Annotated in this window: 10 protein-coding genes; 9 read left to right on the plus strand and 1 reads right to left on the minus strand. The window is 71.5% G+C overall.

Features of this window, described 5'->3' with window-relative positions:
• Position 1: 1 nt before the first annotated feature.
• Genes ACQEVU_RS58850 through ACQEVU_RS58870 form a run of 5 tightly spaced genes read left to right on the plus strand, consistent with a single transcriptional unit; the run spans position 2 to position 6,216 of the window.
• A complete protein-coding gene (locus ACQEVU_RS58850) occupies positions 2-355 on the plus strand; it encodes a hypothetical protein (RefSeq protein ID WP_433318572.1) in 354 nt (117 codons plus the stop codon).
• The gene (locus tag ACQEVU_RS58855) at positions 352-2,907 is read left to right on the plus strand and encodes an ATP-binding protein (protein WP_433318575.1); all 2,556 of its coding nucleotides are present in this window, start codon (positions 352-354) and stop codon (positions 2,905-2,907) included. Before ACQEVU_RS58850 ends, ACQEVU_RS58855 begins: the two co-directional genes overlap by 4 nt.
• A complete protein-coding gene (locus ACQEVU_RS58860; RefSeq protein ID WP_433318578.1) occupies positions 2,904-4,535 on the plus strand; it encodes an MFS transporter in 1,632 nt (543 codons plus the stop codon). Before ACQEVU_RS58855 ends, ACQEVU_RS58860 begins: the two co-directional genes overlap by 4 nt.
• On the plus strand, positions 4,532-5,077 hold the full coding sequence (locus ACQEVU_RS58865; RefSeq protein WP_433318581.1) for a hypothetical protein: 546 nt from the start codon (positions 4,532-4,534) through the stop codon (positions 5,075-5,077). Before ACQEVU_RS58860 ends, ACQEVU_RS58865 begins: the two co-directional genes overlap by 4 nt.
• Positions 5,078-5,133: 56 nt before the next feature.
• On the plus strand, positions 5,134-6,216 hold the full coding sequence (locus ACQEVU_RS58870; protein WP_433334724.1) for a M23 family metallopeptidase: 1,083 nt from the start codon (positions 5,134-5,136) through the stop codon (positions 6,214-6,216).
• Between the two features lie 7 nt (positions 6,217-6,223).
• Here the strand turns inward: ACQEVU_RS58870 and ACQEVU_RS58875 are convergent, their stop codons facing one another.
• On the minus strand, positions 6,224-6,559 hold the full coding sequence (locus ACQEVU_RS58875) for a hypothetical protein (protein ID WP_433318584.1): 336 nt from the start codon (positions 6,557-6,559) through the stop codon (positions 6,224-6,226).
• A 140-nt stretch (positions 6,560-6,699) separates the two neighbouring features.
• Between ACQEVU_RS58875 and ACQEVU_RS58880 the strand changes: the two genes are divergently transcribed.
• The 4 genes from ACQEVU_RS58880 to ACQEVU_RS58895 all read left to right on the plus strand — a co-directional run bounded on the left by ACQEVU_RS58880 (position 6,700) and on the right by ACQEVU_RS58895 (position 9,286).
• Positions 6,700-8,139, plus strand: a complete 1,440-nt coding sequence (locus tag ACQEVU_RS58880; RefSeq protein WP_433318587.1) for a hypothetical protein — start codon at positions 6,700-6,702, stop codon at positions 8,137-8,139.
• Positions 8,140-8,171: 32 nt separating this feature from the next.
• Entirely contained in the window at positions 8,172-8,648 is a 477-nt protein-coding gene (locus tag ACQEVU_RS58885) for a hypothetical protein (RefSeq protein WP_433318590.1), read from the plus strand.
• A 3-nt stretch (positions 8,649-8,651) separates the two neighbouring features.
• Positions 8,652-8,882, plus strand: a complete 231-nt coding sequence (locus ACQEVU_RS58890; RefSeq protein ID WP_433318592.1) for a hypothetical protein — start codon at positions 8,652-8,654, stop codon at positions 8,880-8,882.
• A gap of 110 nt (positions 8,883-8,992) precedes the next feature.
• On the plus strand, positions 8,993-9,286 hold the full coding sequence (locus ACQEVU_RS58895) for a hypothetical protein (RefSeq protein WP_433318595.1): 294 nt from the start codon (positions 8,993-8,995) through the stop codon (positions 9,284-9,286).
• Positions 9,287-9,858 lie beyond the last annotated feature (572 nt).

The raw sequence follows: 9,858 nt of genomic DNA on the forward strand, positions 1-9,858 counted from the left end.
CGTGCTGCTACGCACCGACGACGACATCTACCGGGCGAGGCTCGTCTACCTCGGCCCACCGAACTACACACTCCCGATCCAGCTCCCGTACGCCCAGTACGGCCTCTTCGCCGTCCTGTGCACGGGCTTCGTCGGCGCCGGGACCCTGCTGACCGGCGGCTTCGGCTGGATCGGTGTCGAGATCGGCGCGGCCATGGTCAGCACCTACGCCATCTGGCGGCACGTCGACCCCGACCGGCCCGCACGGAAGATCCTCGCCACCGCCGCCCGGGACTGGCGCCAGACCGGGCCCCCGCCGCCGGCCCAACTGCCGAGCCTGTCAGCCGCCCGTATCCGAATCGGAGGCCCGCGATGAAGCGCAACCTCACCGACGGTCGCACCCTCGGCCGGGTCGTGGCGCTCACGCCGTACGTGCGGCAGCCCCGCGACCCGGCGCCGACCGTCGACCTGCAGCTCCGCGAGTTCGTCAGCAACCTGACCTTCACCGCGAGCACCGCCACCGCCTGGTACGTCCTGCCGGAGCGGGTGTGGGCATTCCGACCCGACGCCGACCGCGAGACGTTCATGACCGCCGTCGCCGAGCAGTACGCGAAGCTCGCCGGGCATCGGCTCCACCTGCGCCGCACGTCCCGGCCGTACCCGACCGGCCAGTGGGCGGGGAACCTGCTCCGGTCCTCGGCGCCGATCGTCGGGCAGCAGGCCCTCGCCGATCACCTGCGAGCCGCCGCCAACCACGTCGACGCGCTCGGCTACGCCGAGGGGGTCACCTACCTCGGCGTGACCGTGGCCCGTCGGCACGTCGGCGATGCGGTCAGCGAGTGGGTACGCGCCCGCGCCGGCCGCGGCGGTGTGGCCCGCAGCGAGCGGGACCGGATCGCCGCCAAGGTCGAGAAGTTCACGGCCCTGCTGCGGCCGTTCGGCCTCGGCGCCGAGCCCGCGACGCCGACACAGCTTGCGTGGCTGCTGTACCGGTCGGTTGGCCTCGGCCTGACTCCGCCCGACCGGCGAGTCACCGCGACGGGGCCCGAGGACATCATGGCCCTCACCGAGCACGTCGACCGGTACCGGACCCGGTACGGGGCGACGACCCGCGTCGTCAACCGTCTCACCGGCGAAGAGTCGTATGCCGCCGTGCTCACCGTCGGCCGGATGGAGCCGCTGGAAATCCCGCAGCAGCACCTGCCGTGGCTGCACCTCGCCGACGAACTGCCGTACCCGGTCGAGGTGTCCTCGCGCGTCGACGTCCTCGGCCCGGGCGGCGCCACGTCCAGCCTGAACCGGCGTCTCCTGCTGCTGCGCAATCAGCAGCGCGACTACGCCGAGCACGGCCTGGACATGCCGCCCGAGCTCGGGCGGCTCGCCGAGCGGGCCGTGGCCGTCGGTGACGAGATCTCGACCGGGCAGCCCGTCGACGCCGCACGCGTGCACGGCTGGCACCGCCTGGCGGTCACCGGCCCGACCGAGAAGGTGGCGCTCGAACGCGCCGACGAGGTCGCCCGGCTCTACCAGCAGCACGCCCGGATTGCCCTGCAGCACCCGAAGGATCAGCCCGAACTGGCCCGCGAGTTCATCCCGGGCGAGCCGATCGCTGACACCGGCTACCTGCGGCGCATGTCCGTGAAGCTGTTCGCAGCCGCCGTCCCGCAGGCCGCCGCCGCGGTTGGTGACGGTCGGGGCGACCTGATCGGCTACACGTCCGGGACCGGCCGCCGGCCGGTCATGTTCGACCCGCACTTCGCGACCGAGGTCCGGGAGCGTTCGGGCCTGGCCATCGTCGTCAGCGAGCCCGGCGGCGGGAAGTCGACGCTCATCGGGTCCATCGGCTACCTTTCCGCGCTGCGTGGCGTCCAGACGACGCTGCTCGACCCGTCCGGGCCCCTCGCCCGGCTCGCCGACATGCCGCTGATGCGGGGACGAGCACAGGTGCTCAACCTCGTCGGCGCCAACCGGGGCACCCTCGCCCCGTACGCCCTGATCCCGACGCCGCGGCGTACGGACTTCGCGGCGGGCGAGCACGGCGACCACCTGTTCGACGTCGCGGTGACCGATGCCCGCGCCGAGCGGCGAACCCTCGTCCTCGACATCGCCATGATGCTGCTGCCGCCACAGGTCGCCCGCAGCGAAGCCGCCGCGTCGCTGCTGCGCCGGGCCGCCCGGCAGGTTCCCGCCGAGGAGGCGTCGCAGCTCGAGGACATCGTCGCGGTCCTGAATGCCGGCGACAGCAGCGCCCAGGAGCTCGCGGCGCTGCTCAACGACGCCGCCGAGCTGCAGATGGCGCGGCTGCTGTTCGGCCGCCCGCCCGTCGGGGCGCTCGGTTCCGACGCCCCCCTGACGATCATCACCATGGCCGGTCTGCGGCTGCCAGACATGACCGTCGAGCGCGACTACTGGTCGGCGGCCGAGGCGCTGACGGTGCCGATGCTGCACCTCGCGCACCGTCTGGCCGTCCGGCGCTGCTACGGCGGTGACATGCACCGGCGCAAGCTGGTGGCGCTCGACGAGGCGCACGTGATGCAGGGCTGGCGTTCCGGCCGCTCGTTCCTGGTCCGCCTGGCCCGCGACTCTCGGAAGTGGAACATCGCCGCGCTGGTGGCGTCGCAGAACCCGCAGGACATTCTCGACCTCGACGTCCAGAACCTTGTCTCCACCGTCTTCGCGGGGCGCATCGCCGCCGATCCGGAGGTCGCGGCCGGGGCGCTACAGCTGCTGCGCCTGGCTGGCGGAGTCGGCTACGAGGAGACCCTGGCCGCACTTTCGCAGGCCGACCCGACATCGGATGCCCGGCTCGGGTTCCGCGAGTTCGTGATGCGCGACGTGGACGGCCGCATGCAGAAGATCCGCGTCGACGTGTCCTACGCCGACCGGCTGCTCGCTCACCTCGACACCACCCCTGGAGGCGTCGCATGATCCGCCGCACCCTTCACGCGCTTGCCGCCCTGACTGCCGCCGCGCTGCTGGTCCTCGGTCCCGGCGTTCCAGCGCACGCCGACCCGGAGCCGGTCAAGCCGCTATGCACGGTCGAGGAGTGGCAGGTACCCGCGAACTTCCTCGACTGCGCCCACCGCCTCGGCAACGCTGCCGCTCGCCGCGCCGACTGCGTCAAAGCACCAACACCCGCCTCGCCGGACTCCGGCATCTCCGGCTGGCTCAGCCGCCGCCCCGACGCCGACCTGCGTCCCGGCGTCCTCGGCCAGTACGCCCGGCATGGCATGGCCGGCTACCCGCTCGACATGTACGACACCTCCTGCGCCGGGGCGGTGACGCACCCAACGGACACGGGCCAGAACGCAATCGCCGGTATGGAGTTCTCGATCGCCCAGATCACCCTCGGTACCGCCAACGGGCTGCGGGAACTCGCCTACGACCCGCACGCGATGTGGGGCTGGTCCGACTCGATCGTCCGTACCGCCACCGAGAAGACCTACGACTACGTGTTTTCCGTGCTCGGCGCACTGGCCCTCGCTGCCGCCGGCGGATGGCTGATCTGGCGGGCACGGCTCGGCAGGCTGTCCGAGGCGACCAAGCTCGCCGGATGGGCGCTGCTCGTCATGGTCGCCGTCACCGGCATCGGCAAGTACCCGCTGCTCGTGACCCACGGCGCCGACCGGGTCGCCGTCACCGGCCTGAGCGCGATGCACGAGGTTGTCGGCCCGGGTTCCAACGACATCCCGCTCGAGGACTGCGCTTCGCGGGACAGGAACCCTGACGCGTGCAAGGACCACCGGACCGTCGCCGTGAGGTCGTCGGACGCGGCCGTCTACGCGATCCTGTACCGCAACTGGGTCCGGGCCATGCTCGGCTGCGACGACTGCCCGATCGCCAAGAAGTACGGCCCGGCACTGTACGACGCGACCACGATCACATGGGGCGAAGCCGCGGACATCGACGCCCACCCGGAACTGCGGCCGGTGATCGTGCAGGCGAAGGCTGAACAGTGGATCTCGATCGCCGAGGCGGTCAAGGCCGAAGATCCGGAAGCGTACGAGCATCTGCAGGGTCTGCACGGCGACGACCGGCTCGGCAGCGGTTTCATCGCGATGCTGTCCGCCGGGATCTATTCGATCTTCGATATTGGCGCCAGCGTGGTCATCCTGCTCGGATTCCTCGTCGTGCGGGTGGCAGTCATGACGTTCCCGCTCATGGCCACCATCGGAATCCTGCAGCCCGGTCACCCGTCCGTCATGCGGCTGTTCAACGCCGTCGTCGGCTCCGTCGCCAACATCATCATGTTCGGGGCCGGTGCCGGCCTCTACCTGTGGATCGTCGACTCCGTCTTCGACTCGGACCTGTCCGGCTTCGTCCAGATCAGCGCGGTCGGCCTGACCGGTGTCGTGCTGTGGATGGTGCTGCGGCCCGTGAAGCGGCTCGTCCGGGTCGGGGCCCGCAAACGCGACGAGGAGGACGAGAAGCCCGGCTTGCTGTACCGGCTGCTGTCGTTCGCCGGGCAGACCGTCAAAGACGCCCGCGAAGCGGCGCCCAGTTCGCATCCCGCCTCACGGCCCCGGCCGGAGACGACCGCGGGGAACCGGGCATGAGGCGCCTGCCGGTCCGCTGGATCGTTGCCGCCGTGGCCGCTGCCGTCATCGCCGCGGTACTGCTGGCCGGACGGCATTCCGGGAGCGCTGAGCACGCCTCGGGCGGGTCGCAGGCCGCTCCCACGTCCGCCGCGGCGGCCGAGAGCGGCGACGAGGAGTCGGGCGACGACGGCAGCGCCGACGTGAGCGACCAGCCGGCGGACATCACCGCCGGGCCGATCGAGGCACGGGAGGCGGCCGTCGACCTGCTCGTGAAGATCCTCAACACGCAGGGCAAGTCACCGGAGCAGTGGCGGGCCGGGTTCCGGCCGCTCGTCACCGATGAGCTGGCTGCGGAGCTCGCCGACGCCGACCCGGCGAAGGTGCCGGTCGGTCGGGTCGGTGACCAGATTGCGGTCGCGCCCGCCGGCGATGAGCTGGTGACGGTCACGATCCCGATCGTCAGCGCTTCTGGGCAGACGCTCGTGGCCACCGCGAAGGTGACGCTGACGGGGGCGGGCCATCGGTGGCTCGGGTCGCAGCTCGACCTGGAGCAGGCGTGACCGGCCGCGGCGCGGTCACGCTCGCCATTGCGCTGGGCGTCGGGGCGGTCCTGTGCATGGGTGGGGTCGGCCTGGCGTCGTCGATGCAGGGCTGGTTCACGCAGCAGCAGGAGGCACCGCCGGCGTCGGACTGTGGCGGTGGCCAACTGCAGGTCCACGACGCCTCAGCGGTAAAGGCCGACGGGTTCACGGCGACCCAGGTGGCGAACGCGACGGCAATCGTTCGGACCGGCCAGCAGATGCAGGTGCCGCCGCGGGGCTGGGTGATCGCCGTGGCCACGGCCATGCAGGAGAGCAACCTGCACAACCTCGCCAACCCCGGCGTGCCGTCGTCCATGGCGCTGCCGCACGAGGGCTCGGGCCGCGACCACGACAGCGTCGGCCTGTTCCAGCAGAGGCCAAGCCCGCCGGAGGGCGCCGGCTCGTGGGGGACGGTCCAGGACCTAATGACGCCGGCGACGTCCGCGAGGAAGTTTTACGACGCGCTGCAGCGCGTGTCCGGCTGGCAGTCGCTGTCGCTCACACAGGCAGCCCAGCGGGTGCAGCGCTCAGCGTTCCCGGGGGCCTACGCGAAGCACGAACCTCGAGCGGCGGCCCTCGTCGGTGCGGTCTCCGGCGGCGCGGACCTGGCCGGACAGCAGCCAGGCCAGTGCGCGGCTCCCGCCGAGGTCACGGCCGGCGGCTGGGTACGCCCGGTGTCGGGTGAGGTCGGCTCGCCATTCGGGCCGCGGGGTGGTCGGCTGCACGCCGGCGTCGACTTGATGGCGTCGCGGCGGACACCGATCCGGGCCGCGTCGTCAGGCACGGTCATCAAGGCGGTCTGCGACGCGTCGACGGCCCGAACGGTCGGCACCTGCGACAGGGACGGGTCGCCGAGCGCGGCCGGGTGCGGCTGGTTCGTGGATATCCAGCATGCGGCCGGGATCATCACGCGCTACTGCCACATGACCCAGCGGCCAGCGGTGTCAGCGGGGGAGCACGTGGCGGCCGGGCAGCAGATCGGCATCGTCGGCTCGTCGGGGCACAGCTCGGGCCCGCACCTGCACTTCGAGGTGCATCTGAACAACGACCGTTCGCCTCAGGGCGCGGTCAACCCGGTGCCGTTCATGCGGGAGCACGGGGCGGCGCTCGGTGCATGAGCAGCTGCTACTCGGTGTCGGATGCCGGCGCAGTGGTTTCGGCCTCGGCGTCGCGGAGCTTCGCGAGCTCGCGGCGGACGTCTTCTGGGTTGCAGACCCGGTGACGGCTGGCTGGCTTGTTCCGGGATCGGATCTGGCCCTGCACGAGCATCGTGTGGACCTTGGTCCGGCCGAGCTGCAGCAGGAGGGCGACCTCGCCGGGCGTCAGCCAGTCGCCCCGCTTGAGGCGCTCTTCGAGCTTCCCGGGGTCTTTCTCGACGACCACTGCGCAGCCTGCCTTCGACGGTTGCTGGCGATCGTACAGATCGTTCGCACCGTTCGTGATGTTCGGCTGTCGTCTCACGCTACGAGTATGCGTTAACGTTCGTATTGTTCGCAACGTTCGCAACGTTCTACAATGAGAGGCATGACGCCCCGCCCGCCGCGGACCGGCACTCGCCAGGTCGCCAGGCGGAGCCCCACGACTCCCACCGAGGTGACGCTGTGAACGCCCTCACCACCTTTGACCCCCGCCCGGCGGTTCCCCCGGCCGTCGGGCGGGTCAACGGTCACATCCCGGCCGTCCTCGCCGCCGACGAGCCGCGCAGCGCGAACACCGCAGCAGCCGCCGAGCTCGACGCCGACCTGGCCAAGACCGTGAAGCGCACCTCGTACATGCGGCAGCTCTTCTACGTCGTCGTGCTCCTCGTCGCCCTCGCCGGGCAGGTCTCCGGCGCGGTCGCCGCCCTCGGCATTCCGCTGATCTGGGCGATCCCCGCGGTCGGCGCCCTTGAGCTCGGCGGCATCGTCGTGCTCGCCAACGCCGACGTGCGCCGCCGGCTCGGCGAGAAGGCCAACGCCTCCCGCATCCTGTCCGCCGCCATCGCCGCGTTCGCGGTCGCGTTCAACTGGATGGCGCACGACAACAAACTGCTCGCCGGGTTCTTCGCGGCGATGTCCGCGCTGGGTTACCTGGTGTGGCTGATGCACACCGAGAACCAGCGCCGCGACCGGCTGCGGGCCAAGGGGCAGCTGCCGCCGGTGACGCCGGCGTATGAGCTGATCGGGCACTGGTTGCGGCACCCCTGGCAGACGCTGCGCGCGAAGAATCTCGCCAAGGCCAATCCCGATCTCGGGCTGTACCCGTCGATTGCGGCGGCCCAGGCGGAGAAGCGGCGGGAGGTGCGCACGGCCGCCATCGCCAAGGTGCTGCACCGCAAGATCCGCGCCGCGGTCGACCCGACCACCGCCGACATCGCCGTGGCCGTCTACGACCTCGACGAGATCGCGGTCCGCCTCGCCGACGGCGCCGACTACGACGGCCTGACTGCGCTCATCGGCGCTGCGCTCACGCCCGACCGGCTCGCCGCCGAGCAGCCTCCGCGAAAGGTCCAAGCCGACGTCGGTACACCCCTACGCGACGTGCTCGCCATCGACGGGCAGATCGACAGCGCCATCGACAGCGGAGCCGACACCGACATCGCCAACCTGTCGGCGCCGGAGCCGACAGCGCCATCGACAGCCCGGCGCCTCGCACACCGACAGGCGCACCGACAGAACCGCCGACAGGTACGGACCGCCACGCGCCGACAGGTGTCGGCCGTCGACACCGACAGCGGGACCGACACCGACATCGACAGCCAGACCGACAGGAAGACCGACAGCGGGACCGACAGCTCGACCGCCAACAACACCGACAGCGGGACCGACAGGAAGCCCGCCAGAAAGACCGCCACCGGCACCGCCAGGCGGGGTGGGAAAGCCAAGCACTCGCCGTCGGCCATCGCCAACGCCGCCGCACTCCGCGAGCGGTACGGCAACCGGCTCCCGGCCGCCGACAACACGATCCGCACCGACATGAAGTGGTCGCACGACCGCGTCCGCGCGGCCCGCACCGCCCACCACGCCAAGGCCGACATCAACACCGACAGCACCGGCGCCTGACCGGGCCGCCGGACCGACAGAAGGAGCACCCCGTGGCCAACCCGATCATCAACGACAAGGGCATCGTCTACCTCGGCTGGACCTCGCTCGCCCTGGCCGTCATCGGCGGTTGCGCGATGACCGCCAGCTTCCTCGGGCACTGGATCGCCGCCATCGTCGGCGTCGGTCCCGACTGGCTCGCGCCGCTGCTCGGCGTCGTGCTTGGCGTCGCCGCCATCCTGGACATCCTGCTCGACGGCACCCCGAACCGGCCGGCGATCTGGACGGCGATCCTGCTGCCGTCGATCGCGCAGTCGATCAACGGCAAGGGTGGGCAGACGATTCAGCAGTGGGCGGCCGACCTCAACGCCTACAGCTCGGCGAAGCTCGGCGAGTGGCTCGGGCAGGGCTCCCTGACTGCGCTCGCGCTGATCGCGACCGGCGTCGCGCTCGTCCTGGCCCGCCGCGTCATCGCCAAGACCCGGGCCGGCCAGCGCGGCGGCAACGTTCCCGCCGGCGTGCGGGGCTGATCTGTGCCAACCCGGGCTGAGAAGTCCCGTGAGCGGCGGCGGGTGCACGCCGAGGCGCAGATCGCCGAGCAGCCCACCGACCGCGGCCGTTTCTGGAAGACGTGCGCCTGGCTCCTCGTTGAGGGGGGCCAGGTCGCCCAGCTGGAGCAGGTCACGAGCCTGGTCCGGACCGTGATCGACCTGATCCGAGAGGGGATCGACGTTGAGCGCATCCACGACCGCATCCGTCACTGACGGTGATGTTCGATCGAAGTTGGAAGCCCAAGGGGTCGAAGATGACAGCCCGGCCGTGTCGACGCGCGCGCGAGAGTAGCCGTGTCGTCGAACTTCGGCAAGCACCCTCCGTGATCGGCCGGGCAGTTCGCGGCTGGTGGGCATGGACGGCACGGCCGGCGTCGCTGGCCTCGATGTGGCGGCTGTCTGGCGTCGACGCCGACCGGGCACCCGAGCGGTTCCCGTGGCTGATCACCGCCTGGCGGTGGTCGAACCGCACCGACCGGCTGATCATGTTCATGCTCGTGCTCGTCGCGCCGACCGGCGCCCAGGGCCCGCTCCGCTGGATGTTGCAGCGACCCACCCGGCGGTGGGGCTTCTACCTGGTGGCGCTCGTCCTCGCCGCCGTCATGGCCGGGAGGTAGGACTCCGATGCCGTCGACATGGAGCTACGTCCGCAGCATCGCCAAGGCCGTCCAAGAAAACAAGGCCACACCCGAACCGGCCGGGGCCGGCAACGGCGGTCCGGGCCCGTCCCTCGTCGAGCGGCTCGAGCTGCAGGCGCTCATGCGCACCTCGGCGAAGACGTACCGCGACCACCTGATCCCGTGGGGGATCCTCGGCGGTCACATCGTGGCGGGCCTCGTCGCCGTCGACGGCGTGAACCTCGCGGCTGCGTTTGCTGCCGCGCCGGTCCTCGCCGTGGGCGGGTATGCGGTCCGCCGTCAACGACTGACTGCGCGGGCCATCAGGCGCGGGCGGATCGAGCGGGCGCAGCGGACCGGCCGCAGGGTCCTCCGCATCCATCAGCAGGCGCTCGCGTGGGGTGCCGCCGGCGGCACGTCCGGGCTGTGGCTGGCCGCCGCGGCGGCCACCGACCCGGGCACGGCCGCGGGCCGTGTCGTGTGGATCGCCGGCGCTACGGTGTGGGCGCTGTGGTCCTACCCGGTGTGGACGGCGGCCGAGCGGCGCCGGCTGCGACTGCCCGACCCGGAGC

It is taken from the genome of Dactylosporangium sp. CA-139066, assembly GCF_050936175.1.
Taxonomy (GTDB): domain Bacteria; phylum Actinomycetota; class Actinomycetes; order Mycobacteriales; family Micromonosporaceae; genus Dactylosporangium.

Excerpts from the sequence above, each read along its gene's own strand:
- ACQEVU_RS58855 (WP_433318575.1), top strand. The coding sequence starts at position 352 with ATGAAGCGCAACCTCACCGACGGTCGCACCCTCGGCCGGGTCGTGGCG.
- ACQEVU_RS58860 (WP_433318578.1), top strand. The coding sequence starts at position 2,904 with ATGATCCGCCGCACCCTTCACGCGCTTGCCGCCCTGACTGCCGCCGCG.
- ACQEVU_RS58865 (WP_433318581.1), top strand. The coding sequence starts at position 4,532 with ATGAGGCGCCTGCCGGTCCGCTGGATCGTTGCCGCCGTGGCCGCTGCC.
- ACQEVU_RS58870 (WP_433334724.1), top strand. The coding sequence starts at position 5,134 with ATGGGTGGGGTCGGCCTGGCGTCGTCGATGCAGGGCTGGTTCACGCAG.